This is a genomic window from Mediterraneibacter catenae, assembly GCF_008691045.1.
In the GTDB taxonomy this organism is placed as follows: domain Bacteria; phylum Bacillota; class Clostridia; order Lachnospirales; family Lachnospiraceae; genus Mediterraneibacter; species Mediterraneibacter ornithocaccae.
The window spans coordinates 96,380-122,734 of the sequence record NZ_VMSO01000009.1 but is presented as its reverse complement, the minus strand read 5'-3'; the positions used below and the strand labels follow the sequence as shown (position 1 = coordinate 122,734).

At 48.2% G+C, this 26,355-nt stretch carries 25 protein-coding genes; 7 read left to right on the top strand and 18 right to left on the bottom strand.

Annotated elements, in window-relative coordinates; genetic code table 11:
• Positions 1 to 123: 123 nt before the first annotated feature.
• The 5 genes from FNY66_RS08895 to FNY66_RS08875 form a co-directional block, all read right to left on the bottom strand.
• A complete protein-coding gene (locus FNY66_RS08895; RefSeq protein WP_087150095.1) occupies positions 124 to 1,512 on the bottom strand; it encodes an aldehyde dehydrogenase family protein in 1,389 nt (462 codons plus the stop codon).
• Positions 1,503 to 2,024, bottom strand: coding sequence for a GlcG/HbpS family heme-binding protein (locus FNY66_RS08890; protein ID WP_087150094.1), 522 nt, complete (start codon positions 2,022 to 2,024; stop codon positions 1,503 to 1,505). Before FNY66_RS08890 ends, FNY66_RS08895 begins: the two co-directional genes overlap by 10 nt.
• A gap of 11 nt (positions 2,025 to 2,035) precedes the next feature.
• On the bottom strand, positions 2,036 to 2,848 hold the full coding sequence (locus FNY66_RS08885; protein ID WP_087150093.1) for a class II aldolase/adducin family protein: 813 nt from the start codon (positions 2,846 to 2,848) through the stop codon (positions 2,036 to 2,038).
• Positions 2,849 to 2,951: 103 nt separating this feature from the next.
• The gene (locus FNY66_RS08880) at positions 2,952 to 3,416 is read right to left on the bottom strand and encodes a EutP/PduV family microcompartment system protein (protein WP_087150092.1); all 465 of its coding nucleotides are present in this window, start codon (positions 3,414 to 3,416) and stop codon (positions 2,952 to 2,954) included.
• Between the two features lie 4 nt (positions 3,417 to 3,420).
• Entirely contained in the window at positions 3,421 to 3,783 is a 363-nt protein-coding gene (locus FNY66_RS08875; protein WP_150310880.1) for a BMC domain-containing protein, read from the bottom strand.
• Positions 3,784 to 4,070: 287 nt separating this feature from the next.
• Between FNY66_RS08875 and FNY66_RS08870 the strand changes: the two genes are divergently transcribed.
• Both FNY66_RS08870 and FNY66_RS08865 read left to right on the top strand, forming a co-directional pair.
• Positions 4,071 to 4,832 (top strand): phosphatase, encoded by a 762-nt coding sequence (locus FNY66_RS08870; protein ID WP_087150090.1) that lies wholly within the window; start codon positions 4,071 to 4,073, stop codon positions 4,830 to 4,832.
• A gap of 117 nt (positions 4,833 to 4,949) precedes the next feature.
• A complete protein-coding gene (locus tag FNY66_RS08865) occupies positions 4,950 to 5,450 on the top strand; it encodes a DUF6512 family protein (RefSeq protein WP_229409481.1) in 501 nt (166 codons plus the stop codon).
• A 24-nt stretch (positions 5,451 to 5,474) separates the two neighbouring features.
• Here the strand turns inward: FNY66_RS08865 and FNY66_RS08860 are convergent, their stop codons facing one another.
• The 8 genes from FNY66_RS08860 to FNY66_RS08825 form a co-directional block, all read right to left on the bottom strand.
• Entirely contained in the window at positions 5,475 to 6,047 is a 573-nt protein-coding gene (locus FNY66_RS08860; protein WP_087150088.1) for a nucleotidyl transferase family protein, read from the bottom strand.
• A gap of 45 nt (positions 6,048 to 6,092) precedes the next feature.
• Entirely contained in the window at positions 6,093 to 6,617 is a 525-nt protein-coding gene (gene bilS / locus FNY66_RS08855; RefSeq protein ID WP_087150087.1) for a flavodoxin family protein BilS, read from the bottom strand.
• A gap of 47 nt (positions 6,618 to 6,664) precedes the next feature.
• Positions 6,665 to 7,705: an NUDIX domain-containing protein gene (locus tag FNY66_RS08850; protein WP_150310885.1), complete on the bottom strand. Its 1,041-nt coding sequence runs from the start codon at positions 7,703 to 7,705 to the stop codon at positions 6,665 to 6,667.
• Between the two features lie 161 nt (positions 7,706 to 7,866).
• Positions 7,867 to 9,681 carry an ABC transporter ATP-binding protein gene (locus FNY66_RS08845; protein WP_150310879.1) on the bottom strand — a complete coding sequence of 605 codons (1,815 nt, stop codon included), beginning with the start codon at positions 9,679 to 9,681 and terminating at the stop codon, positions 7,867 to 7,869.
• On the bottom strand, positions 9,674 to 11,440 hold the full coding sequence (locus tag FNY66_RS08840; protein WP_150310878.1) for an ABC transporter ATP-binding protein: 1,767 nt from the start codon (positions 11,438 to 11,440) through the stop codon (positions 9,674 to 9,676). Before FNY66_RS08840 ends, FNY66_RS08845 begins: the two co-directional genes overlap by 8 nt.
• 171 nt (positions 11,441 to 11,611) lie before the next feature.
• Positions 11,612 to 13,366 (bottom strand): S8 family peptidase, encoded by a 1,755-nt coding sequence (locus FNY66_RS08835; protein WP_150310877.1) that lies wholly within the window; start codon positions 13,364 to 13,366, stop codon positions 11,612 to 11,614.
• A gap of 78 nt (positions 13,367 to 13,444) precedes the next feature.
• Entirely contained in the window at positions 13,445 to 14,647 is a 1,203-nt protein-coding gene (locus FNY66_RS08830) for an IS1096 element passenger TnpR family protein (RefSeq protein WP_190324813.1), read from the bottom strand.
• Between the two features lie 12 nt (positions 14,648 to 14,659).
• Positions 14,660 to 15,883: a 6-phosphofructokinase gene (locus FNY66_RS08825; RefSeq protein ID WP_150310875.1), complete on the bottom strand. Its 1,224-nt coding sequence runs from the start codon at positions 15,881 to 15,883 to the stop codon at positions 14,660 to 14,662.
• Positions 15,884 to 16,041: 158 nt separating this feature from the next.
• Between FNY66_RS08825 and FNY66_RS08820 the strand changes: the two genes are divergently transcribed.
• Complete coding sequence (locus tag FNY66_RS08820) at positions 16,042 to 17,061, top strand: glycosyltransferase family 2 protein (protein ID WP_150310874.1); 1,020 nt, start codon at positions 16,042 to 16,044, stop codon at positions 17,059 to 17,061.
• A gap of 84 nt (positions 17,062 to 17,145) precedes the next feature.
• On the top strand, positions 17,146 to 17,745 hold the full coding sequence (gene rbr, locus FNY66_RS08815) for a rubrerythrin (protein ID WP_150310873.1): 600 nt from the start codon (positions 17,146 to 17,148) through the stop codon (positions 17,743 to 17,745).
• A 207-nt stretch (positions 17,746 to 17,952) separates the two neighbouring features.
• Here rbr and FNY66_RS08810 read toward each other — a convergent pair whose 3' ends face one another.
• Positions 17,953 to 19,371 carry an arabinose isomerase gene (locus tag FNY66_RS08810; RefSeq protein ID WP_150310872.1) on the bottom strand — a complete coding sequence of 473 codons (1,419 nt, stop codon included), beginning with the start codon at positions 19,369 to 19,371 and terminating at the stop codon, positions 17,953 to 17,955.
• A 49-nt stretch (positions 19,372 to 19,420) separates the two neighbouring features.
• Entirely contained in the window at positions 19,421 to 20,818 is a 1,398-nt protein-coding gene (gene rhaB / locus FNY66_RS08805; protein ID WP_150310871.1) for a rhamnulokinase, read from the bottom strand.
• A gap of 397 nt (positions 20,819 to 21,215) precedes the next feature.
• On the opposite strand from rhaB, the gene FNY66_RS08800 reads away from it, so the two are divergent.
• Together FNY66_RS08800 and FNY66_RS08795 are read left to right on the top strand one after the other, a co-directional pair.
• Positions 21,216 to 21,857 (top strand): bifunctional 4-hydroxy-2-oxoglutarate aldolase/2-dehydro-3-deoxy-phosphogluconate aldolase, encoded by a 642-nt coding sequence (locus FNY66_RS08800; RefSeq protein WP_087150076.1) that lies wholly within the window; start codon positions 21,216 to 21,218, stop codon positions 21,855 to 21,857.
• A 2-nt stretch (positions 21,858 to 21,859) separates the two neighbouring features.
• Positions 21,860 to 22,885, top strand: a complete 1,026-nt coding sequence (locus FNY66_RS08795; protein ID WP_150310870.1) for a sugar kinase — start codon at positions 21,860 to 21,862, stop codon at positions 22,883 to 22,885.
• 138 nt (positions 22,886 to 23,023) lie between these two features.
• On the opposite strand, the gene FNY66_RS08790 is transcribed toward FNY66_RS08795, so the two are convergent.
• Genes FNY66_RS08790 through FNY66_RS08780 form a run of 3 tightly spaced genes read right to left on the bottom strand, consistent with a single transcriptional unit; the run spans position 23,024 to position 25,411 of the window.
• The gene (locus tag FNY66_RS08790) at positions 23,024 to 23,986 is read right to left on the bottom strand and encodes an AraC family transcriptional regulator (protein ID WP_087150074.1); all 963 of its coding nucleotides are present in this window, start codon (positions 23,984 to 23,986) and stop codon (positions 23,024 to 23,026) included.
• Positions 23,987 to 24,045: 59 nt separating this feature from the next.
• Complete coding sequence (locus tag FNY66_RS08785; protein WP_150310869.1) at positions 24,046 to 24,834, bottom strand: ParA family protein; 789 nt, start codon at positions 24,832 to 24,834, stop codon at positions 24,046 to 24,048.
• Positions 24,797 to 25,411 (bottom strand): HD domain-containing protein, encoded by a 615-nt coding sequence (locus FNY66_RS08780; RefSeq protein WP_150310868.1) that lies wholly within the window; start codon positions 25,409 to 25,411, stop codon positions 24,797 to 24,799. The genes FNY66_RS08785 and FNY66_RS08780 overlap by 38 nt, the downstream gene beginning before the upstream one ends.
• Before the next feature lie 194 nt (positions 25,412 to 25,605).
• Between FNY66_RS08780 and ymfI the strand changes: the two genes are divergently transcribed.
• Entirely contained in the window at positions 25,606 to 26,337 is a 732-nt protein-coding gene (gene ymfI / locus FNY66_RS08775) for an elongation factor P 5-aminopentanone reductase (protein WP_150310867.1), read from the top strand.
• The last annotated feature ends 18 nt before the right edge of the window (positions 26,338 to 26,355 follow it).

Genomic DNA, 26,355 nt, shown 5'->3' with positions numbered 1-26,355 from the left:
GCCATGCACAGCTCGATTCCGCTTCGCTCATCTCGCTGTCGGCGTGCGCCGTATACTTCTGCCCCAGAAATATGTATCTGCAGACAAGTCTGCATACATATTTCTGTGTCATAAGTGCATGGCTTAACGTATGCACAAACTGTCTGTCATTACGCAGCGTCTTCTCTTTGTGAATGTGCTCGCGCTCGTCAGACCTTCTCCTGTCCTGCTGGCGATTGTAAATGTGCAGAATCCTTCGCCTCCAAAGCCCAGAGCTGCATAAGACGGCCCGTTCTTTACGAGGATTGCCGTATCGATCGCTTTCGCATATTTTGTGATATTATCAACGTTCTTAGAATGGATGTGTGCGGAGTGACGGTTGCCGTGCTCGAGCCATACAGCCTGCTCTACAGCATCGTCAAAATCCTTCGCCCTTACCACGCCGAGGATCGGCATCATGAGCTCTGTCGCAATCAGCGGATGCTCCTTCGGACCCTCAAATGTGATACATCTGATGTTGTCCGGAACTGTGATACCAATCATGCCAAGCAGCGTTTTAGCATCGCGTCCCACACATTTTCTGTTCAATTTCCCGTCTTTTAAGACAACAGCTGTAAGAGCGTCCTGCTCTTCTTTTGATATAAGATAGCATCCCTGCTCATTGATCATATAATTCATCAGTTCATCCACAACCGAATCTACAGCTACGATCTCTTTCTCGGCAATACACGGAAGATTATTATCAAATGTACATCCATTTACAATATCCTCTGCAGCTTTTCTGATGTCTGCCGTCTCATCTACCAGCGCAGGCGGATTTCCCGCGCCTGCTCCGATTCCTCTTCTTCCTGAGGACAACACTGCCGTAACGACTCCCGGGCCGCCTGTCGCAGCAATAAGCTGGATTGCAGGATGTTTCATCATTATATTGCTTGTCTCAAGTGTAGGATGCTCGACCGTGCAGGCAATATTATCCGGACCGCCTGCCTCTACCGATGCCTCATTTACCAGATTGATCGCGTAGATAGATGTTTTGATCGCTGCCGGATGCGGGTTAAATACAACTGTATTTCCTGCCGCGAACATTCCTATCGTGTTGCAGAGCACTGTCTCACTCGGGTTCGTACACGGCGTAATCGCGCCGATAACCCCGAACGGTCCCATCTCGATAAGAGTAAGTCCTCTGTCTCCTGACCATGCTGTTGTTGTGATATCCTCTGTTCCCGGAGTCTTCTCAGCAACGAGTTGATGTTTCAGAATCTTGTGTCCGACATTTCCCATGCCGGTTTCCTGTACGCCCATGCGTGCAAGAATTTCTGCGTTCTCCTTAATCTTTTTACGAATATTGGAGATAACTTTTTCTCTGTGATCCAGGGACATTCTGGCAACGATTTTCTGTGATTTCTTTGCAGCTTCGATCGCTTCATTCATGTCAGTGAATACACCTCTGTCTCCTGACACATCCGATGCGATCTGCATCTTTGCCATCACTTCCTGTACAATGTCCTGAACCATCTGTTCATTTACAGACACTCTAATACCTCCTTAAAGACTTGTTTTCCGTAAGCTGCTATAGCTGTGTCTTCCGCCGCCGATCCACCGCTTACTCCCAGTGCACCGACAATATGTCCGTCATCTTCCAGGACTTCGCCTCCGCCGAAGATTACGATCTTACCATTGTTCGTAAATTGTATTCCATACAAATCCTGTCCCGGCTGGCTCAAGTGACTCAGCTGTTCAGTGGACATTTTCAGACTTGCGGAAGTGTAAGTCTTATTTACTGCTATGTCAAAACTAGCTATGTAAGCGCCGTCCATACACTGGACAGCTACCGGTCTCCCGGATTTGTCTGAGACAGCGATCACAACATTTATTCCCATCTCCTCTGCCTTTGCCTTCACCTTTTCAATCAGAGCATTGGCGAGCGCAAGTGTCATCTGACGTTTCTTACATTTACAGACATGTGGCTTGTCCTGGGCGGGAGCTGTCTCTTTCATCTGATCCAGCACGGCTTTCACCGCGTTGGTGATATCCAGTTCATTCATAGGCTGTACTCCTACATGCCAAGCTGTTCCATAACCTTCTTTGTGATAGAAGCAATCAGATCAGCATCTGTGTTTCCTTCTGCCGGAGCTGCTGCTTTTCCGCAGGAACCGCCGCATGAATGGCAGCTCGGTTTACCTGCCTGCGCGTTCGGGCAGAGGTTTGCCGGATGTTTGCCCGGAAGTCCCATCTTTCTTCTGATCTCATACAGTCTCTCAACCTGTTCTTTGCTGAATTCCTGCGGTCCGCCGATCTGCATTGTCTGCCATAACAACTGTGCATAAAATTCTACAGATTCCATCTTCATGTATGCAGCAAGAAGGCTGTCGGAAAATGTCAGTGCGCCGTGGTTCTCAAGGAGAACTGCATCAAAATGCTGAAGATAAGGCTCAACTGCATCCGGGATTTCCATTGTAGACGGTGTTCCGTACGGAGCGATCGGTACGCAACCAAGTGCGATAACCGCCTCAGGCATGATCGGCTGTGTCAGCGGAATACCTGCGATCGCAAATGTTGTAGCATACAGCGGATGAGCATGTACAACTGCATTTACATCCGGTCTCTTCTGATATACACGCATATGCATCTTAATTTCTGAAGAAGGTCTGAATCCCTTGTTTGCCTGAAGCACATTACCTTTCTCATCAACTTTACAAATATACTCAGGTGTCATAAACCCTTTGCTGACGCCTGTCGGTGTACATAAGAACTCATGGTCATTGAGCTTTACGGAAAAGTTACCATCGTTTGCCGCAACCATTCCGCGGTTGTAAACACGTCTTCCGATTTCACACATTTCTTTTTTGATTTCGTATTCGTTTTGCATCTCTTCTCCTCCTTGGATTTTACAAAACATTTTGTTTTGTGTTGTTTCTTTTTGAATATTACCACACAATCCCACATTCGTCAACATATTTTAATGTTGGTTTTTATTGGTTTTCCTCCTTTTCCCACGGAAGCACGTCCCCCTCTTCTTTCAGGTATTCCAGTATTTCGGGAATTCCCTCGTAACATTTGGAATCCACAAAGAAAATATGTCTGCATCCTGCAAGGCGGAGCCACCTTTCCGCCCTTGCAACATTTGCGCGCTCATCGTGTATTTTGGTGACGATCCCGATCACATCCCGGTTGCATGTCGCTGTACAGCACGGCGGGTACAATGAGTAGGGTTCTGTCGCCGAAAGCAGCATTCCCACCACATCCGCCTCATATGTATACAGAGCCAGTGCATACCCAAGATGCTTTGTCTGTGCGTATTCTCCGGGTGTATCGATGATCACATCAAAATTGTTGACGTACTGGGTCTTGTGATAGTGTATTTTTTCACCTTTCAGAGCCTGCGTCAATGTGGTCTTGCCGCATTCGCTCCTGCCCACCAGCACTATTTTCTTCATTGTATTATGTCCTCGTTATCTCGCATATGGAGAATCCCATCTTGTCCTTTACATATTCAAGGACCGCCCGGATTGCCGCTTCCGTCTCCGAGATTGTACCGGTTACGATCAGTGTGCCGCTGAACCTGTCCACAAATCCAAGCTCAATCCCCGCCGCCTTGATCGCGATATCACCGGCAATGATTGCTGTCTCTGCCGGACTGATCGTAAGCACGCCGATGGCTGATTTGCTGTGTCCAACCCTCGGATCAAGCCCGAGTTTTTCATACAGTGTAATGTCCGGACTTGCGATAAGATGAGCAATGGTAATCTCCTTGCCCGGAACCTGTTCCTGAATGATTCGTTCCGGCATATGTTCCTGAACCATTTTTCCTCTCCTTTCCGGGTCTTCCGACTGGTAACAGTTCAGCCAGCATAATCCGCAAAGCCGCACTGTTGTGCTAGATCCTGCAATTATGATAATTATACTTCATACACCTGCATAAGTCAACGTGAATCAACATTGCCTCTGCATTTATCTTTCTGTTTTTCCACACAATCCAACGTTGTTTTTGTTGTTTTTTATTTGTTTTTTATGTTTATACATTGACAGCAGGGTAAAAATGTTTCATACTGAAAGCAGTGAATCTTTTTAGGAAAGCGAGGCGTCGTTCTATGGCATATCAGCACACATACAATTCCCATGGCACAGAACATGCCGAGCGATATGAATTCGATATTCATACCCACACGATCGCCAGCGGACACGGCTCCAGCGCGACCATTACCGATATGGCAAAAGCAGCCCGGGACCGCAACCTCAAGATGCTCGGCATATCTGACCACGGGCCTGCAACGTTAGGAGGCGGCCGGGTATCGTATTTTATGAATCTGAAATATGCACAGCGCGAGCGGCTCGGTATCAAAATGCTGTACGGTGCTGAAGCAAATATCCTGAATTTCAAAGGGAAACTGGATCTGAGCGACAAGGTTCTCCAGGGACTGGACTATGTGATCGCCAGTATGCATCACCCTACCATAAAGCCGGGGTCTGTGGAAGAAAATACAGCGGCGTATATAAACGCCATGAAGAACCCGCATGTATCTGTGATCGGACACTGTGATGACACAAAGTTTCCTGTTGATCCATTTAAATTATTTGCTGCCGCAATGAAGAATCATGTACTCCTTGAGATCAACAACAGTTCGTTGAGCCCGGAAGGATACCGGGGCGATACAAAGTACACAGATCTCATCCTGCTGAACTTATCTGTACACTTTAACTATCCGGTATTGTTCTCAAGCGACAGCCATGGAACAAAGCAGGTGGGAGATTTTACATACGCGGCAGACGCGGCGGGGCTCGCAAAAGTACCGCGGAATCTGATCCTGAATTACTCGTCGAAGGCTCTGCTGAGCTTTCTGGCAGAAAAATGACAGGATGCACAACCACAAAACCTGCATCTGCCTTTGTACATTACCGTCAAACGAATAATAATTTGAGCACCTGCATATACTGGCGATATCATCAAAACGTATATGCAGGTGTTTTTTATGAAAAATATCCGTTTTTATCTTATAATCGGTTTCATCTTTACTTCGGCACTCGGTACGCTCTCCCATTTTTTCTATGACTGGTCGGACCAGAATCTGCTGATCGGTCTGATAAGCCCCGTAAACGAATCCACCTGGGAACATATGAAACTCGTTTTTTTCCCTATCCTCTCCTGGTCCTTTTTCATTCCGCATCCGGTTTCAGAATCTTCCCCCTCCCTGCGCCCCGCACTGCTTCTCGGCGGGCTTTCCGGCACGTTCCTGATTCCCGTCCTGTTCTATACTTATTCAGGTATCCTCGGACACAATATCACATGGATAGATATCACCATATTTTTTATAAGTGTTTTCAGCGCCTTTTTCTATGCATGGAGACTGCAGGATTCTGCCAGAATATATCGAAAGAGAACCGCCATTTATTTTCTGACCGTTCTCTTTCTCATTCTTTTCATCCTGTTCACTTTTCTGCCCCCGGACATCGGGCTCTTCGCCGAACCATAAGGCATCTCTCTATCCTTTTGCTTTCTATCTTCCGCCGTAAGTATAATAGAGCTGACGAATTCTCTGGTCAATCCCATTTTTCTCCAGATATTCTGCTGCTGTCTTAGGCACATACTGTTTCCATTCTTCCCCTCTGGCAATCAGGCTCCGCAGCTCAGATCCCGTAATTTCCTTTTCTTCGCCTGTCCTTCTCCAGAGAACTTCAACATTGAGATCCAGAGAACACAGGATCTGATATTTTTCCTCATCCCACGCACTGCATATACTCATATAATGCACCGCGTCCGCCGGTGTGTACTGCAGCAGAAGCTCCGGGCTGCTGATCGGAAACGGGATGATCTCAAACTCTTCTCTCTTCACTCCGAAGTCCAGCAGGGCATCACGGATCATCTCATACCTTTCAATATAGGTAAGAGGATTGTCCGTTTTTGTCCTCCCGTGCTTGTCAAGGGGTGAGGTCGCCGGATACGCCGAAATATCCGGATGAGTAATGCCTACATATAAAGTCCTGCATCTCATCTTGGCTGCCAGCAGATATTCCATATGTTTCAGGTGAAGCACTTGAAATCTGCCATGTATCACTCCCGTTTCTGTCATATGTTCCTCTCCTCTCTTCCCGTCTGTCTTGTGTCCTGCACACGCTCATTTCTCCGGACTAACCGATTCGATCACAGCTTCCCTCAGATGTAACAAATCTTCTTCATCCGGATGTATCAGAGCTCTGTCATAATTTTCTATCATCATTTTCACCTTTTCATCCTGCGGGGCCTCCTTCTGCATCGCTTCGTAACGTTTCCGTACACTCTCCGGCATTTTTCCCTGACACATATAAGTTCCCGCCAGAACATTTCCTTCCGGCAAGCAGCCGGATACACGTTTGATAATCTCTGAGAAATACTGCTGCGAGCCGCCGAATCCTGCCGTTCCGAAAAGGAACACATTTCTGTCATGCAATGTTCCCATATATTGTGCAGCTTTTCCGCTGCATTCTCCTTTATCCGTCCAAAAGCCAATGAAAACAATATCCGCATCCTTCGTCATACTTCGGATATTTCCCTCCGCTGTTCCGAAATATATGCATTCCGAATCTCCCAGTGCTTTTTTTATCTCCTCTGCCAGCATCTTTGTATTTCCTGTGGCACTCTCATACACAACTGCATATTTCATGGTCTTATTATTCTCCTCCGTCTTCTGATACAGACTGACTGTACATCTTACCGGTCTGTATTTTCCTGCCGCAGTATCCCCAGCGCTTTTCCAACTATATCCAGTTCATCGGCATAGATACAGTGTTCAAATGAATTGTCCGAAACTTTCTTTCGGCACTCGTCATAATCCATCCATTCTACTGCTGAAACTTCCGACTCCTGCAAAGTCAGACTGTCAACCTCCACCGGCTCTTCGTAAATATAGATCGTGCTCAGCTCATTATCCCGAAATGTCCGTCCGTAGAACTCACTTTCAAATCCGCACCTTCTCGTCCCTGCTTCACGGAGCTGTTCCTGGCAGGCATCAATCCCAAGTTCCTCTTTTAGTTCCCGCAAGGCACTCTCGAGCTGTCCGTGTCCCGCCTCAATATGACCGGCAGAAGAAATATCCCAGCATCCCGGGTTGGAATCTTTACATTCACTTCGTTTCTGCAGGAGCAGATCGTACCCGCTCCTGTCATTCGGGCGCACGATCCATGTGTGCACTGTAGCATGAAGTGTTCCATCCTCATGCACGACGCCGCGTTCTTTCACCGCCCCGGTCCTGCTGCCGTCCTCTCTGATCTCATCAAACAGTTCCATGGGAACTCCGTCAAGAGCTGCATATTGGAGAACATCCTGTCTGTCGTATACAAGTTTGAGAGAGAAGAACTCTCTCCCCATATCCAGCAGGCGGAAAAATACCTTATCTCCCTCCCACAATTCCAGCGCCGGAATATCTTTTTTGTCCACCCATTCGAGCTCTCCCTCGTCACATTCGACCGGTTCACCTTCAAAACCGTCTGCTGTGTAGAGCGACATGTATTCTACCGTATCCTCCCCGTACACAAAGGTCACGATCCCCCGGTACTGCCAGGAAGTCAGTGTATACCCTGTCTCCTCCTTCACTTCGCGCAAGAGACATTCTTCCGGACTCTCGCCATATTCAAAATGCCCGCCCACACCGATCCATTTATCCTTATTTACATCATTTTCCTTCACCGTACGGTGGAGCATCAGATACTTGCCGTTCTGCTCGATATAGCACAGTGTGCTCAGTCTTTCCATAAATCCGCTTCGCTCCTTTCTCGTGAACACAGCGCTGCTCCGCAGCTCGTCAGCGCCTAGCCGCTGACACGGGCTTCGCCCGTTCTGTATCTTCGCGGACACTCGAAATCCGCTCCGCTTCTTTCTCGTGAACACAACGCTGCTCTGCAGCTCGTCAGCGCCTAGCCGCTGACACGGGCTTCGCCCGTTCTGTGTTCAAACTGGCTTTCATACAGATGTTTGTAGAATCCTCCTTCTGCGAGCAGGCTCTCGTGATTTCCCTGTTCGATGATCTGTCCGTCCTTCATTACAAGGATTACGTCCGCCTCCCGGATTGTGGACAGTCTGTGTGCTACGATGAATGTCGTCCTGCCTTCCATCAGTGCCGCGAAGGCGTCCTGTATCTTCATCTCTGTCCTTGTATCAATGGATGAGGTTGCCTCGTCCAGTATCAGCATCGGAGGTCTGCACAGCATAACCCTGGCAATACAGAGGAGCTGCTTCTGTCCCTGGGAGAGCCCTCCCCCGTCTTCCGTGATCCAGGTATCATACCCGTTTGGCAGACGTCTGATAAAGCTGTGTATGTGTGATGCTTTCGCCGCCTCAATGATTTCCTCCTCTGTTGCATCCGGACGTCCCATAATGATATTATCCCGGATCGTACCGGTCTTAAGCCACGTATCCTGAAGCACCATGCCGTATCCGGCCCGCAGACTTTTTCGGGTCATCTCACGGATATCGATGCCTTCCACTGATATCACACCCGAATTCACATCATAGAAACGCATGAGCAGGTTGATAATCGTCGTCTTGCCGCATCCCGTAGGTCCGACGATCGCGATCCTCTGTCCGGGCTTAACGGTAAGATTAAAATCACGGATCAGTTCCTGCTCCTCCACATAGGAAAAATCAACATGTTCCGCCTTGACATATCCGGCAATATCTTTCAGCTCCGCAGCCCCCTCCGGTTCCGGTGTCTGCGGTTCTTCTTCTATAAGATCAAAGATCCGCTGCGCACACGCCACCGCGTTCTGGAACTCTGTCACAACACCGGATATCTCGTTGAACGGCTTTGTATACTGGTTGGCATAGCTTAAGAAACTCGAGAGCTGTCCTACGGAAAGCGATCCTCTTACAACGGCAAAAGCTCCCGTAATCCCTACGCCGGTATAGACAAGGCTGTTTACAAACCGTGTAGAAGGATTTGTGATAGAGGAAAAAAATATTGCTTTCAGATATGCTTTGCCAAGGCGTTCGTTTATCTCATCAAACTGTTCCGTCACATCTTTCCCCCGGCCGAACGCCTGCACAACTTTCTGGTTTCCGACCATCTCATCGATCAGCCCTGTCTGTTCACCTCTGATCTCAGACTGCAGACGGAACATAGAGAATGTCCGCTTCGCGATAAAATTCGCCACCAGGAACGAGACCGGCGTGATCAGTACTACAACAAACGTGATCGTCACATTTACCGACAGCATAAAACAGAATGTTCCTACGATCGTGGCGACCCCCGTAAAAAGCTGAGTAAATCCCATCAGAAGCCCGTCCGCAAACTGATCCACATCTGCGATCACACGGCTGACCACCTCACCATATGGATGACCGTCAATATATTTCAACGGAAGGATCTCGATTTTACGAAATGCCTCGTTACGGATATCCTGTACTACCTGATACGTCATCTTGTTATTGCATACATTCATCAGCCACTGCGCCAGCGCCGTGATGAGTGTGCAGACACCAATCTGTATCATAACCCGGAACACACCGGGAAAATCCACTTTGCCCGCAGCAATGATATAGTCCACCGCATATCCGGTCAGCTTCGGCACATAGAGCGTCAGCGCCACGGAGATCGTTGCAAGTAATATGGAAAACACAACGAAGATCCTGTATTTTCCGAGATGACGGAACACTTTCTTCAATGTCTCTCCCTGCCCGGGCTTTCTCTTCTCATCAGACACCTGATGTACTGTTTTCTTACTGTCAGCCATTAGACACTGCCTCCTTCGGGAACTGGGAATAGTAAATCTCCTGATAAGCCGGACATGACACAAGCAGTTCATCATGTGTCCCTATCCCGGCCGCTCTGCCGTCATCCAGCACGATGATCTGGTCAGCATACTGTACGGAGGACGCCCTCTGGGAGACAATAAATACAGTGGGATCATCTTTCATAGAACGTATCGCAGCCCGCAGCGCCGCATCTGTAGCAAAGTCAAGTGCTGATGCACTGTCATCCAGGATCAGAATCTCCGGCTTTCTTACGAGTGCCCTTGCTATTGTAAGTCTCTGCTTCTGGCCGCCGGACAGATTCCGTCCGCCCTGCTCGATCTGAAATTCAAGCCTGCCCGGTTTCTGGTCGACAAACTCTTTTGCCTGAGAGATTTCCAATGCCTCTTCCAGCTCTTCGTCCGATGCTTTCTCATTACCCCAGCGCAGGTTCTCTGCGATCGTCCCTTTGAAGAGGACCGCCTTCTGCAGGACAACGCCGATGTGTGACCTCAGGCTTTCTGTTTTGTAGTCCCTGATATCATTTCCGAATATCCTGATCATGCCGCATGTAGCATCATAGAACCTCGGGATCATATTCACAAGCGAAGATTTTCCCGAACCCGTTCCTCCGATAATACCGATCGTCTGCCCCCTCATAGCACGGAATGTAATATCTGTCAGTGATTCTCCCGCTGCGCCCTTATAAGTAAGAGAGACATGATCAAACTCCACTGCCGGAATATCTTCACGACGCTGCGCCGCATCTTTGGATATGGCATCAGCCGGCCGGAATATACTGTCTCCATCCTGCATATCCGGCTGTATTTTCAGTACACCGCCAATCCTGTTGCCACAGGCAACCGCTTTTGTGACTGTGATTATGAGATTTGCGAGCTTTACGAGCTCCACAAGGATCTGTGACATATAATTAACTAGAGCCACAACCTCTCCCTGAGTCAGATCACCCACATTGACCCGCACCGCCCCCGCATAGATCAGCGCGATGATCCCGCCGTTTACGACAATATAGGTCAGAGGATTCATAAGTCCCGATATCCTCCCCACAAATTTCTGGGCATCTGTCAGTGTCTGGTTTTCTTCTTCAAACCTCTCCCGCTCTTCCTCTTCTTTATTGAAAGCTCGAATAACACGGGCTCCTGCCAGATTCTCTCTTGTCGTGAGCAGGACGCTGTCAAGATGGGACTGTACTTTCCTGTACAGAGGCATGGTCACGAGCATGACGCCGAATACGATCACTGACAGGACAGGTATGACCACGACAAAGATCAGCGCAGCCTGCACATCTACGGTAAAAGCCATGATCATGGCGCCGAATACAATAAACGGCGACCGAAGGAAAAGCCGCAGCACCAGATTCACTCCGGCCTGTGCCTGATTGATATCACTGGTCAGTCTTGTGATCAGCGTGGAACTTCCGATCGTATCCATTTCTGTAAAAGTGAGATTCTGTATATGTTCAAATAAGGCACGTCTTACCCCTGTGCCGAATCCGGAAGCAGCCTTTGCCGAGAAATACTGCGCTGTGATAGAACACACAAGCCCGATCAGCCCCAGTGCGATGAGCACCAGACACATCTTTATGATGTACGGCTCATTTTTGTCCGCGATTCCGACATCAATAACCGCCGCCATAACAAGCGGTACGAGCAATTCAAAAGACGCCTCCAGCATTTTAAAAAGAGGCGCCAGTACAGATTCCTTTTTGTAGTTTTTCAGATATATAAGAAGCGATTTCATTTGTATCTCCTGTTTTTCCTTCTTTTATACAGACTTTATTCACAAATGATTATACCATAATAATCACAGGCTTACAAACCTTAACCAAAGAAGTAATCCGGATGTCCGGAACAGGATGATATGTTCCTTATGCAGACGCGGATCGTTCCAGATCATACGGAACGAGTAGACTTATAATGGCAGGCTGTCTTTCACACACAATGCCCCGAACCCCAGCAGCGAATTCGGCCACTCATTGTATCCCGACAGTTCTCTTGCCCCTCGCCTCAGATATGCTTTCACTTTTTCCCCGTAAAGATACGGATCGTTTCCCTGTACGATTCCCCATTCCATCAGAAGGGCCGCGCTTCCCGTGACAAAAGGCGCGGCAAACGAGGTGCCGGAAAAAGCCCGGTAACCGCCTCCGGGAACAGGTGCATTGATCAGGACGCCTGGAGCCGCAAGATCAGGTTTCAGTACATTACTCCCTTCATAGACTGCCGCCGGTCCCCTTCCGGAAAAGTCAGCATAGGAAAATGTCCTCGCGTCATACGCCGCCACTGTTACCGCCAAAGAAGCCGTAGACGGAATAGTCAGTGTTGTGGAACTGTTCGGAGTGAGGAATGAGGTTCCCACATTCAGAGCCGTCAGCGATGGAAGCCACATCTGATACATTCCATCCACAATACGGCGGGGAGTCAGAACAATGCGCCACACGCCGCTGTCCACATAGGATTGCACCGGAAGAAAGGAAATGTAGATCTCCTGTCTGACGCTGTAAGGCTGCGGCTCTCCGTAATAGATCAAAAGCTCCGTGCCGCCCAGCAGGAAGCGCTGCGGGCCGAGAATCTCCCGGAACGGTCCCGCACGCTCACCGGAAGGATTCACTACGGAAATGTCCATCTCATCGACGTATGATTTCCAGATCTGCAGATTCAGTGCCGGTTCACGCGCCTGGACAGCCAGTTCCTGCACAGACTCTTCATCGTCCCTTACCTGCCCTGCCGCATGCCCGGCTGCATTGCCCTCATTTCCACTCCCGATGCAGATCACGTTCTTCCATGTGTCCGCAATACCATTGAGGAAGCGTTCTACCAGAGAGGTACCGTCATGAGAGCCATACGTATTCCCGAAGCTGATATTTAGCGCAACCGGCTTTCTCATATCGAGAGCTTTCCGTATCACATAGTCTGCCCCCATCATCAGTTCAGTCGTACGCGGAAATCCGTCCGGACGCGGAGTTCCCATTTTCACGATAATAAGCTCTGCCTCCGGCGCCGCACCCCGATACTGCCGCCCCTCGCTTCCGCGTCCATTTCCCGCTGCAATCCCTGCCACCGCGGTTCCATGACCGCTCGTGTCACGGCTCAGTACCGGCCCCGGGCTTCCCGACGGAAATCCGCCGAAACCGCTCTCTGCCAGCACTGCATTGATATCTTCCCTTGTAAATTCACTTCCCACAGCATACCCTGCCGGCGGATTTCCCGATATGGACTGATCCCACATAGCTGCAATCCTTGTTGTACCGTCATCATTCCTGAAATCAGGATTCTCATAATCAATTCCGCTGTCAACAATTCCTACAAGGACGCCCCGCCCGCTTAAGTTATAAGGCGCTGTCTGAACTGTATCTATGCAGGAGACCTGCCGCCCCACATCTGCCTGAAAATAAAGGCTTTTCGGCTTCTCGATGAACTCCACTTCTGGAAATGAGGCAAGCTCTTCGATCCGGTCTTCCTGGATCACAATGACCGCATAGCCGTTCATCAGCTCCGTAACAGACGACGCTATCTCTCTTACAGGTTCCAGACTGCCGGAATATTTTACGATCAGCTCCCACTCCCTTTCTTCCGGGTCATACCCAACGTCCAGCTCTCCGGAACGTGCCCGCTCTTCCGGGGTTGCCTCAAGAGCAAGATTAAGGATGTTTTCCACTTTCTGACTCATATTCTGTTTTTCTTCCTGACATCGAAATCTCCGTATCTATTTTATGCTGCCACCTGTTTTAATAATTCCATCATGCGCTCACTCCCATACCGGATATTGTTCCGGCGCCGGATTTACTGCTTTGGTAAGCTGTGGGAACGGAACGTTTCCTTCCTTTATCCCCAAAACCTTAATATCAAACCACCACATGTCTCCAAAATCAAACAGATAGGAAAAGCTCTGTCCTTTTCTTAATTCAAGCATCCCGAGCTCGGTGTCTTTCACTGACAATTCTTCCCCGTTTGTCACCGCTTCTTCAATCGTGTAAGTCTCGCGCATCATTCCATGACCGATATAGAACGCAAACAGATGATTGTTGTCGAACTCAAATACTTTCTGGATCATCCAGTGCAGATCATAAAGCGTATCTGTCATATTCATACACACGCACCGGACACAGCTACCGTACCTGACTTTTATCTCCAATTCGATCAGCTGATCACTATATTCCTTCTTATCCGGTTCTTCAAACAGTTTCAAAATATTTCCGGTAAACAGATCCCCGGAAATATTCTTTACATAATCGCCAAATATAAAGTCTGCCAGTTCTTCGACTCCCCCCGGCTCCGGATAACGCGGGGCATACTGCCAGAGATCGCATAACAACGGAAGAATCGGTCCGGTTTCTACCTGCCATTTCCACTTCGTCCTTCCGCGTTTACTTTCAAGCTCTTCTGCATCCTTAATGCGTGCAGCACCCAGTTCTTCCAGATACCTGAAAAGAATACGAAGAGAGCTTCCATCATATCCGGCGTTTATTTCTGATGGAAGGTCATAAACCTCTTTTTCTCCGTCCTTTACCGATACTGCCCATTCCATCACTTCACCAAGTGTCCAGCTTATATCCACGTCATATTTCAAAAAACTCCTGTCCAACAGAAAACAGGCAATAAGCAGCAGATATTTTTCCGGAATCGATGCATTCTGAAACAAGTCATAATGTATTCCCTCCTCGGCACCGGTTCCTTTCTCATCTATTTCCAGAATACGGTATTTAAATGCAGCATAATAGAAATAATTGATTATATAATACCTGTCCTGATCCCTGCCTGGTTTCTCGAAGTCTTCCCTGACCTGCAGCATCCCGTTTAATGTAAAGCAGTCTTTCCGTCCGATGTTTCTGGTCTTTTTTGACAGCTTTACATGATCTTTCAAAAGATACACACAGAAAATGTCGAAATCTCCGCATGTCTTCGCCATGCTCTGCAATATTGTTTCATCACAATGAGGCAACAGTTCCACGTCCTTTCCCATTTATTTTCGATAGGCAAAGAGCGGCAGTCCGTCCTTTGAGGGAACCTTAACTTCGCCCTGAATCAGCGGAAGTGCATAATCGATAAATTCTTGTCCGATATCTGAACCATTCTTCGTGATCCATTCAAGAGGAACGGTTTTTTCCTGATTACAGATTAGATTCACGTCCTCCGCCACATAATCAATGCGATATTCCGCCCCGGGCACACGAGAGAATCCGATCATCTTTCCTGTCTCTCCCTCGACCGCACATTTCACTCCGTATGCGCCGGAGGCAATTGCCTCTTTCTGATCTGTAGCCGAGAGCATTGCGGACGAACATCTCTGGCATACATTGAGTTCGATGGATCTTACTTTTACTCCGATCTTCTCTTTCACCAGGTTCTCCAGATATTTTCCGGAACCGGTAAGCATCTTGTGGCCGAAATTGTCTACGCCCACATCACTTGCGAGCTCGCAGATAAATGTTCCTTTTCCATCGTTGATTCCCTCGGATATGCATACGACCAGATTCGGGACTTTCTCAAGAGCCTCATTGACATCGTCGATAAATTTGTCCGGATCAAATGCCATCTCCGGCAGATAGATCAGCACCGGATTATCTCCCTCGAACTTGCGTGCAAGAACACTGGCCGCAGTCAGCCATCCCGCATGGCGTCCCATGATCTCCACGATCGTAACCGACTTCTTATTATCATACACAGATGCATCGATCGCAATCTCCCTCACTGTCGAGGCAACGTATTTTGCCGCGCTGCCGAATCCCGGCGTATGGTCTGTACGTACAAGATCATTGTCTATCGTCTTGGGGATTCCCATAAATCGGATAGCACTGCCTGTTTTTTTTGCATACCTGGACAATTTGCTCACCGTATCCATGGAATCATTTCCACCAATATAGAAGAAATATCCAATCCCGTACTGCTCAAATTTTTCAAACAGCCTCGGGTAGACTTCATCCCTGAGATCTTCAGGAAGCTTGTACCTGCACGATCCCAGATAAGATCCCGGAGTGGTTTTGATCAGCTCCAGCTCTCCCGACCTCTCCAGCGGCTCCATATCCATGATCTGATCATTTAAAAATCCCTCGATGCCGTTGATCATGCCATATACTGTTCCGCATGTATCCTCCCTGTTGAGCGCTTCATATACGACTCCATACAGGCTTGCATTGATCACGGCAGTCGGTCCGCCGGACTGTCCTACGATTACATTTTTCTTCATATGTCTCCTCCTTATATTCCATATACCATTCAAAACCAATACCTCTACTATATCTGAAAAAAATAAATTTTACAATATATAACAATCAATGGTATAATAAATCGAAATTACAGGAAAATATCATGCAGCAATCCTGTAGAATCATAGGAGGGGAAAATATGAAATATATCTCGTTCGCTATACCATGCTATAATTCGGAAGCTTATATGGAAAAAGCGATTAACTCCATCCTCATCGGGGGTGGAGAAGACGTGGAGATACTTATAGTCAATGATGGTTCCAGCGATGGCACACAGGCGATCGCCGAGCGCTATCAGGAGAAATATCCTACTATTGTCAAAGCGATCAAAAAAGAGAACGGTGGTCACGGCGATGCCGTCAACTGCGGGCTCCAGCATGCCACCGGTAAATATTTTAAAGTAGTGGACAGTGATGACTGGGTAGACAAAGATTCTCTTGTAAAGATTCTCGATGCGATCAAAGGGTTTGTAGATGCGGACTCCGAGGTCGATATGGTCATCGCCAACTACGTGTATGAAAAAGTCGGCATGGAACACAAGAAAGTGATCCGCTACGACAACGTCCTGCCCGAGAACCAGATCTTCCGCTGGGATGATATCGGCCGTTTCCGTCTGGATCAGTATATCCTGATGCACTCTGTCATCTACCGCACGGAAATGCTGAAACTCTGCCAGCTGGAACTGCCGAAACACACGTTTTATGTGGACAATATCTATGTATATTATCCGCTGCCGCATGTACGCACGCTGTACTACCTGAACGTAGACTTCTACCGGTATTTTATCGGACGCGAAGACCAGTCTGTCAATGAAAAGGTCATGATCAGCAGAATCGACCAGCAGCTATTTGTCACTAAAACAATGATCGCAATGTATGAACTGCGTTTGATCACAAGCAAAAAGCTCCGGAAATACATGGTCAATTATCTGGCGATCATGATGACCGTTTCTTCGATCCTCTGCATTCGTTCCAAGAAACCGGAAAATCTCGTCAAAAAGAAAGAGCTCTGGGACTACCTGAAACGGAAAGACTACAAAACCTATGTAAAAATCAGGTACGGCATACTCGGACAGACAATGAACCTGCCCGGGCGCTCCGGAAGAAAAGTCTCCTCTCTCGCGTACAGCGTGGCGAGACGCCTGATCGGATTCAATTAATTCTGATCCGCTTTAATTAAAATCAATCATGCATATTTTTTGCAGCCATGGCACATACTTTCCAGTAAAAAAGGAGTGTGTACCATGGCTGTTAACTTTTCTGAAAGTATGACAAAAGAAAATCTGATGAGAGCTTTTGCCGGCGAAAGCCAGGCGCGCAACCGCTACACAATTGCGGCGGAACGCGCAGAGAAAGAAGGAATGCTCACGATCGCGGAGATCTTCCGCTACACTGCTGATCAGGAACGCGCACACGCAGAGCGGTTCTACGACCTGCTCAAAGACCTGTCCGGAGAGACGATCCATATCGATGGTTCTTACCCGGTCGATCAGCAAGACTCCCTGACCGGACTTCTCCGCGCCGCCGAACACAACGAACACGAAGAATTTGCAGATGTTTATCAGACATTCGGAAAGACTGCGAAAGAAGAAGGATTCTCCGAAGCCGCCTCAGCATTTTTCCAGATTGCCGAGATCGAACACATACATGAACAGAGATTTGGAAAAATTGCGGAAATGCTCGAATCCGGCAGCTGGTATCAGCCGCAGACCGCCTCAAAATGGATGTGCACAAACTGCGGCTATATCCACGAAGGGAATCAGGCGCCTCCGGTGTGCCCTGTGTGCCGGCATGACCAGGGGTACTTCATACCATACCAGATGGCCTGCTACAAAATTGACTGACCCCTTCTACATTTGAAATTCAACTTGCTGGAAAGGAAAAAACAGCCGGCAGGTATATATTGTGTACACACCGTTGGAACCGCGCCGGCACTTGGAGCGCGTCCTTCTGCACTCCTACGTACCGCTGCGCGGTGACCGGGTGAAAACGTGTGTGCTAACAATATATACCTGCCGGCGTACTCTTTCCTTCCCGGCAAATCCAGATTACTATCTTGTCACGATATCAACCGGCACATTGAAGATTTTCGCAACTTTGAGGATCGTATCAATGTGCCTTCCTGTTGCTGCCGCAAAGTGGTGTGTCGGTCCGCATTCGCTCCAGCGGTTCACGAACTCTCTTGCTCCGCATGTGAAGCGCGTCCTCATGTTCGTATCACCAAATGAGAGGATCGGTCCCTCTTCATTTACACCTTCTGCTGCAATAAATTTGAAGTGTCCGTCGCCGTCCTGTGTGATCGCCAGGTATGTGACCGGTCCTGTATATGGATAGAACTGTGTCAGATATCCGCCGCCTGTCTTGCCGTGGAAGACTTTCACGATCTTCATTGTCGGTTTCTTGTCAGAAATATCTGCGTCGCCTGATCCGCTGTGTCCGATGATCGCGATATCATCGTTGAAGTCGATGGAGTACATCTCTGCGAGCTGACCGGTTCCGGAGATCGTCTTCAGGATACTCATCGCCATGGCAACCTTCATATCGCCCTCTACCGCGCACGCCGTGCCCTGTTTGATCAGCATAGAAAATGCCGGGATAAGCATACTGTCAAGTACGCCTGCCTTGCCCTGTGCATATCCGTCATAGTGGGAAGCGATAAGCCCCAGCTTCTCGTCTTTTACCCACTGCTCGAACGCAACAACGTATTTTGCCATCTCCCATACTTCTTCGATGCTTCCGCCGCCCTCGATATCAAATGTGTCCAGGATATCCTGTGCCTTCGCACGGATTGCCTCCTCGTCTGTAATATTGTCGGCGATCGCCCACATCTTCTCCCAGTCGAACTGTTTTGTGTACAGGTGCATTCTTCTGTACAGATTTGATTCGTCGATATAGAGGTCCATCATACCCGGATATGGTCTTCCGATCTGGGCAATATTTGTATCGCGGAATCTTCTTCTCACCTGAGCCGCACGGCACCAGTCCTCAATTTCAGCCTGAACAGCCGGATCTCCGCCTTCTACAACTCCCGTGATGACCGCATGTCTCTTACCGTATCTCTCAAGGTCAGCTACCATCTCTCCGACAGCTCCGCATGCATATCCTTCTCCGAGCCATGTTGCAATATCCGTGTTGTCATAGTCAAGTGCTTTTAATTTCTGGATATTGACAAGTACGACCGGCACATCCAGATCTTTTACTGCCGGAAGCATATTATAAGATGTAGCATAAGTCAGAAGCTGCATGATGACCAGATCTACATCCGCTGCACGGAACTTGTCTCCCGCTTCCTGTGACTGTTCTTTTGTCGTCACCATACCCCCGTCGATAAGTTCTACCGTGTCCGGGATCATTTTCTTGAAAGCCTCATACTGGGACTCAAATTCAGGCACCAGAGACGGAAACTGCGGCAGATATGCTCCTAATGCGATGGAAAATACACCAATTCTTGCTTTTGTATCAACTAACATTTTAAATCCTCCTATAAACTTATATCATTTCATAAACTTCCGTTTATTCTTATTCATAAATCTTCACGTCAAATGACTCTTTCACGCACGTCCTTGCCTCCGGCAGGCTCGCAAATACGCCGTCATGAAGCATCTGCACGATAACATTGCCGATCGCTGTCGCCTCTGACGGTCCGGCGGAAACTTTTCTTCCGGTATATTCCGCCGTGAGTTCGTTTAAATACCCTGCATTGGAACCGCCGCCCACAACATAGATCGTACTGTATTTCTTTCCTGTGATCGCCTCAATTTCTTCAACCGTATCACCGTAGCACTTTGCGAGACTGTTATAAATGACAGATGATATCTCTCCCACCGTCTCCGGCACCTGCTGATTCGTATCACGGCAGAACTTCTGCACCGCTTCGATCATGCTCTTCGGGGCCAGAAAGCAGTCGTCATTGCAGTCTACAATAGAAGAAATCGTCTCTTTTGACGCCATCTCGCAAATCTGCGCAAACGACAGATCCTCCGTAAACTCCTTCTTCACCGACTGGATCATCCACAATCCCATTATATTTTTCAGATAACGGAATCTGTGATCGTATCCGCCCTCATTTGTAAAGTTTGCCTTCATACTCTCCATGGAGCAGTCCGCTTCTTTTCGCTCGATTCCCATCAGCGACCATGTGCCGGAACTGATATATACCGCATCGTCGTCATTTGTCGGCACTGCGAGGACCGCGCTTCCCGTATCATGTGTCGCAGGGAGAACGACCGTACAGTTGAATCCCACTTCTTTCTGTACTTCTTCGGTAAATCCCCCTACTACTGTCCCCGGCATGGATACAGGAAGGAACATCCCTGAATTGTACCCGAGCATATCGATGAGCTCATAGTCCCAGTCATTTGTCTTCGGGCTGATGAGCTGTCCTGTCGTCGCCTCCGTATACTCGTTTTTCTTTACGCCCGTAAGCAGGAAGTTAAAGTAATCCGGGATCATAAGGATCGTCTCCGCCTGCTCCAGATATTCCGGATGCGACTCTTTCACAGCCATAAGCTGATAGATCGTATTAAAAATCTGCTTCTGGATACCCGTTCTCGCATACAGGTCGTCCTGCGGGATCACTTCGTATACCTTCTCGTCCATGCCCTCCGTGCGGCTGTCCCGGTATCCGACTGTGTCTCCTAAAATGTTGTCGTCCTTGTCAAGGAGAACATAGTCCACGCCCCATGTGTCAATTCCCATAGAAACCGGAATCTTCCCGATCTCTTTGCATTTCTTCAGGCCGTTTTTGATCTCCGTGAAAAGCCGTTCCACATCCCAGCACAGTGTACCGTTTTTATTGTCCATCCCGTTCGGGAACCGGTACACCTCCTCAAGCTGCATTTTTCCGTCCTTCATGCCGGCAAGCATATGACGTCCGCTGGATGCTCCGATATCAATGGCTAAATAGTACTTTTCCACCTTCCGCTGCCTCCTTCTCTTTTTCTTTAAATCTAATTATAATTGGCAAAAGAGCACAAAAAAAGGACGCTATTTATATAAAACAGCGTCCTTATTTGCGATTTATTATGCATTTTAGGGTTCTTTTTTGCGATTTATACAAATTTAAACCTATCATTTTGTACAAATTGCTACTTATATTTCTCATTGGCAGCAACACATCCTCCTTGATTATGTTTCATAATACAAAACTATTTCCAACTCACTTTTTATTCTCATTCCTCTTCCCGCAATGCCAAAATAATACGTCAAATTTTCTCTTATATTCCTCTTGACTTTTTTAAATGAGATAGTATACTTGTAACAAGATCATATTACAGAACTCATTTTCATATTACGGAACCAAGGAGGAACAAAAATGAACGAAGTATTAAAACAGATCGAAGAGATCGGAATCGTTCCTGTTGTTGTGCTCAATGATGCAAAGGATGCAGAGCCGCTTGCTGAGGCACTCTGTGAAGGCGGGCTTCCGTGTGCAGAGGTTACTTTCCGTACTGATGCCGCCGAAGAATCCATAAGGATCATGAGTGAAAAATTCCCAAATATGCTTGTCGGAGCCGGCACGGTCCTGACGACAGAGCAAGTTGACCGCGCAGTTGCAGCAGGCGCAAAGTTCATTGTCAGCCCAGGATTAAATCCGAAAGTCGTGAAATATTGTGTGGACAAGGGTATCCTCATCACACCGGGATGCGCAAATCCAAGCGATGTTGAACAGGCGATCGAGAACGGACTTGAAGTTGTAAAATTCTTCCCTGCTGAACAGGCAGGCGGACTTGCTTATATCAAAGCAATCGCTGCCCCTTATGTGGGAATGAAATTTATGTCCACCGGCGGAATCAATCCGAAAAATGTAAGGGATTATCTTGCATACGACAGGATCCTGGCATGCGGCGGAAGCTGGATGGTCAAAGGCGACCTTGTCAAAGCCGGTGAATTCGACAAAATCAAAGATCTGGTAAAAGAAGCAGTAGAGATCGTAAAAGAAAGCAGAGGTAAATAAAGATGGCGAAAAAAGTAATCACATTTGGTGAAATTATGCTGAGACTCGCTCCGGAAGGATATTATCGTTTCGTTCAGGCTGACTCCTTTGGAGCTACGTACGGCGGCGGCGAGGCTAACGTTGCTGTCTCTCTTGCAAACTATGGATTTGACGCAAAGTTTGTCACAAAGCTCCCGACACACGAGATCGGACAGGCAGCCGTAAATTCCCTGAGAAAATACGGTGTTGACACTTCTTACATCGCACGCGGCGGTGACAGAGTAGGCATTTACTTCCTTGAGAAAGGCGCTTCCCAGCGTCCGTCCAAGGTTATTTATGACCGTGCCGGTTCTTCCATTGCAACTGCTACTACAGCAGACTTCAACTGGAAGGAGATCTTTGACGGTGCAGAATGGTTCCACTTCACAGGCATCACACCGGCTCTGAACGATGATGTTGCAGCCATCTGTCTCGAAGCATGCAAAGCAGCAAAAGAAGCTGGTGTTACAGTTTCCTGCGACCTGAACTACAGAAACAAACTGTGGTCCAAAGAGAAAGCAGGTCAGGTAATGGGCGAGCTTTGCAAATACGTTGATGTATGTATCGCCAACGAAGAAGACGCATCTGATGTATTCGGCATCAAAGCTGCCGATACAGATGTCACAAAAGGTGAAGTAAACCACGAAGGATACAAAGATGTTGCAAAACAGCTTGCAGACAGATTCGGATTCTCCAAAGTTGCCATCACACTGCGCGAGTCCATTTCTGCAAATGACAATAAATGGTCCGCTATGCTCTATGACGGAAACGACTATTATTTCAGCAAGAAATATACAATGCACATCGTTGACCGTGTAGGCGGAGGCGACAGCTTCGGCGGCGGTCTGATCTGTGCATGCCTGAACGGATACGACTCTCAGGCAACCATCGAATTTGCAGTTGCAGCTTCCTGCCTGAAACATTCCATCGAAGGAGACTTCAACATGGTATCCATGGACGAAGTACTCAAGCTGGCTGGCGGAGACGGTTCCGGTCGTGTCCAGAGATAATCTGATGTCGTTATAATTTATATAAACCCACTTTCCCAGAGAGAATGCTGATGCCATACAGCATTCCACAGAATATGCCCGCCGGGGATTTTCTCCCCGGCGGGCATATTCTTTCAGAAACCCAAATTCCATACGCACTTATACATAATTCTTCCGGTATTCTTTCGGGCTCATCCCGTACTTCTCCCGGAACTTCCGATAAAAGTAGCTCGTATTGTCATATCCGATGGATTCAATGATATCCGTCACCGGGATTTCACTGTTTGCGAGCAGGTAGACCGCCTGCTGCATCCTCTTTTCCTGAAGCAGTTCCTTGTATGTCCTGCCGGTCCTGCGGCGTATCTCACGGCTCAGCCAGTATACATCATATCCCATCTGCTCAGAAAGTTCGGAAAGCGTCCCATTCTTGTAATGTCCGTTGATATAACTCAGGACTGCGGCCGTGATCTCCGAGTCATACTTCGAGCCTCCGGTCTCCATCTTATCCATATAATTGAGAAGCTGGAGGAAGAGAAGTCCCATGGTGATCTGAGTGCAGCTTCTCTTATTTGACGAATCGTAAAAGATCGTCCACACCATATTTTCTATAAGATTCTGGATCGGAAGGATATCCGCCACATGAAAATACATCCAGGAAGTCTCTCCGTCCCTGCCGCACAACGCGCCGACAAGAAAATCTCTGAGCTGATTCTCTTCATCCCCCATCATGGAGAATGCTGTGTCGAGAAACTCCGGCAATACAATAAAATTTACCGCAATATCATCCTCTCCCGCAGGCAGGATCTCCTGAACTGCATTCTGATTCAGGAAAAGGAGGTCCCCCTGTTCCAGTACGATCTCATTTCCGTTGAGAATGTGCGTTGTACTGCCCTGACACATGTAGATCATTTCAATATAATTATGTGTATGCTTCGGAAAATGTACAAATCTTGTATGGGGCCGCACTTGAATAAGCTTCCCCTTCTGGAGAAGCTTTTTACTGTCAATGACCATATCCTTTTTCTCTGTATATATCTGCTGGTCGATCTCCCTGCGTCCGTCAAGTATCCTCTGTTCTTCTTCGGTGATGACCGACAGTTCTCTCAGCAGTTCTTCATGCATGTTTATCCCACTCTTTCCACACCCGGGCATCCGCATATCTCATTTTACAGAAAACGCCGTTATTTCGCTGAGTCTATCTCTTTCGTCAGCTCCATATACTCTTTTGCACTCCGGCTGCTCTTTTTATAGGCCATGACCGGTACATTGTTGTCCTGCGACCACTCCACGCCGCTGTCCACGCGGATATATGTATCAAACACTTTTACATCATCAAGCTCTTTCAGGCTCTCAAGCGTCTGCCGGAAATAATTCTTCCTCGTATCTACTTTCGTGATGACAATACCGCCCAGTCCCAGGTCCGGCGCTATCTGCTTTACCTGATCGAGAAATTCAAACATATTCCCCAGTCCGAACAGGCCCCACGGCGACGCCTCTACGGGAATAATAACCTCGTTCGACGCACAGAGAATATTCATCACCCATCCGCCGAGTGTAGGCGGCGCATCAATGAGTATGTAGTCATATTCTCCTGAATCTACAATACCCGCGATCCCTTTTTTTAGAATATATTCTCTCTGCCATTTGGTAAACAGTTCATATTCAATAGAGCTCATCAGCGTAGATGACGGGATCAGATCGAGATTCTCATAAGCTGTATGCACAATGTAATCCTTCAGATCATCCTGCCGGCGGATTCCTTCATAAAGATTTTTATCTCCCTGGGCAAATCTGAGCACTGTATCCTCGTCAAAAAGAGAGAGGGAAAGATTCAGCTGCATATCCCCATCGATCAGCAGGACTTTCCGCCCGAGCTGTGTCAGGCCGTATCCCACGTTGGAACATGTAGTCGACTTTCCGCTCCCTCCTTTATTATTTGCAAAACAGATCACTTTCGTCTTCGCCGCCATGCTGTCCGTCTCCTTTCCGCCATTCAGTGTGGGCCGGCCCCAGGCCGAAATTTTTATCGATCAGCCGGCAATATTCCTCGTACGCGTCCACACCCTTAAAATTCTCCTCCAGCGCATCACGTATCCCTTTATAATACCATGCCAGTGCAGATTTACTCTGCATCCGGAACCTGCCCCAGAGTTCATCCCCCAGAACCGGATAGTCCCGGTCAATATCACGCATATTGGACAGCTTGTCAGCCAGACCGATCATCTGCACTTCAATCGGTGCCGTCCTGAGCCGTTTGATCGTGGCTCCTTTACGCTCTTCCCAGCTCAGAGACTTGTCCTCGCTCTCCTGGGCTACCATGTCCGCCACGCGCCCGCCAAACCTGAGCTTTAATATATCCCATGTAATACCGCTGCAGTCTTCTATCGTATCGTGTAGCACTGCTGCACAGATCACTTCCTCGTCTTTCGTCATTGTCGACACAATATCCGCCACCTCGATGGGATGGACGATATAGGGCCGTCTTGTCCCTTTCCGAAACTGTCCTTCGTGTGCTTTCGTCGCAAAATCCATCGCGTCATCTATCATGTCATACCTCCGCCAAGACCGGCTCCTCCCGATACCCGGGGCCCGCCGGGATGAACACTTTACTCTATCAGTTGTCATGTAAATTTTAACACAAGGCAGTAGCAAGTACAATGAAAAGTCTCCCAACTTATTTCAGTTTTAATATTCCACCGACTCTGCGGCTATGTTATACTGTAATAGTGGAGAGTAATCATATGAATAAGAAAAACGTCCTGGTGACCGGTTCCTCGCGCGGGATCGGGCGCGCTTGCGCACTTTCTTTTGCGAAAAACGGTTACCATGTATTTATAAACTGCAAAAGTTCTCTCAAACAGCTGGGAGAGACAGAAAAAGAAATATTATCAGCGGGCGGAAACTGCACTATGCTCCTGGGCGATATCGCCAACCCCGATGAGGTGCGTGCAATGTTCGATAAGATTTCCGCATCCTGCGGCGGGCTCGACGTACTTGTCAACAATGCAGGGTGCGCGTATTTCGGGCTGCTGAGCGATATGTCCGACGAAGACTGGCGAACTGTGATCGACACGGATCTTTCCTCTGCTTTCTACTGCTGCCGTGCGGCGATCCCATTCATGGTATCCCGCAAGCAGGGAAAGATCGTCAACATTTCCTCAATGTGGGGAACCGCCGGCGCTTCCTGTGAAGTCGCCTATTCCGCCGCCAAATCAGGACTGCACGGGCTGACAAAAGCACTGGCAAAAGAGCTTGCGCCCAGCAACATACAGGTAAATGCTCTTGCCTGCGGTGTAATCGATACTGAAATGAACGGCCGGCTCGATGCAGAGGAACGCGCCGCACTGGAAGAGGAGATACCGGCAGGCCGCTACGGTACTCCTGCGGAAGCTGCAGAGGCAGTGCTGATGCTCGCGGAAGCCCCGGCCTATCTGACCGGACAGATCATTGGTCTGGACGGCGGAATGATCTGAATTATTCTATTATAAAAA